Below are 1,048 nucleotides of genomic sequence, written 5' to 3'. Positions count from 1 at the left end.
GTATAGCAGTGACCATTGAAAAACTTAAAGTCAGGTCTTTTAGCATCCTCAAAAGGCTGTTCTACTATCTGCGAATGTATGGAGCTATGCCCAATCTCATCAGTATCAACCTTGTAGGTATGATTGCTCATTATTTTAGGAGATGATTCTTGTCGTGTGGATGGTTTCCAACGGTCCTGGTTTTCAAAGTCTCGGTATAGAAGATCTCTGATTTCCTTTAATGCACGATGAGACTCTAGTTTTTCGAATAGAACGTACTCAGAAAAAATATTAGTCATTTCTGTAACAAAAGAACGATGCTGGTCGTAAATCTGCATCGTTTCTACCCAGTGATTCTGGGTCTTAGAGCTACTGCTTAAACTGTGACCATATTCATCTGCCAATTTTTTTCTATTTTCATTACCCTCTTTGATGTTTGGTCTATCAAGAGTTTGGGGTGTCGTAGTCAATACAATATAGGTCATCTCTGGCTTAATTAGCTGAGAAATGAGGCTCTTTTCAGTCTTGTTTAACTTCTCATTTTGGTAGCCCATCGTTTTTGATACAGAGTCCACTGTATTAAGACACTTGTTCACAAAGCTCTCAGAACGACTTGAATCAATATCGATAACAAAATCTATTCTGTTTCCACTGTCTGTAAAATTTTGTCGAGCTCTACTTGCCATAAAGTCAAGTATGGCAAGCTCCTGCTTATTTGAGTAGAACCTGTAAGCCCCGTTCAACTTTAGTAGGGTAACCATTGAACCATCGTGAGTTAGCAGTGAGTGAGGGTCAATGCTTGATGTTGTTTCTAATTGACAAATCTCATAGGGTTTATAGGCGATTAGATTCGCTAAAAATGAAAGAGCTCCCATTAGATAGTTAACCTCTTTACTTTCTTCGCAATAACTGGTTGAGTATCCACTCTTCTTGTAGATAGGGCTGTGATTAATTCACTCATTTGAGCTTTCTTATCCGCATCATCTAGCTGTTCAATTTGATCTAGTTTAATGACATCCTGTACCCCAAACGAGTTATGAAACTGTGAGTTAAGCTTTCCGAACACATT

At 38.3% G+C, this 1,048-nt stretch carries 2 protein-coding genes; both read right to left on the bottom strand.

The window, feature by feature from the left end; genetic code table 11:
- Positions 1-854 (bottom strand): hypothetical protein (locus IQR33_RS01990; RefSeq protein ID WP_193843464.1); only part of this gene is annotated, 854 nt, incomplete at its 3' end.
- Positions 854-1,048 (bottom strand): hypothetical protein (locus IQR33_RS01985; protein WP_193843463.1); only part of this gene is annotated, 195 nt, incomplete at its 5' end. The genes IQR33_RS01985 and IQR33_RS01990, both read right to left, overlap by 1 nt.

The sequence above is a fragment of the Vibrio sp. OPT46 genome, assembly GCF_015163535.1.
Taxonomy (GTDB): domain Bacteria; phylum Pseudomonadota; class Gammaproteobacteria; order Enterobacterales; family Vibrionaceae; genus Vibrio; species Vibrio alginolyticus.
Note: the sequence above shows the minus strand (reverse complement) of the source record. Positions and strands in the feature narration are given on the sequence as shown.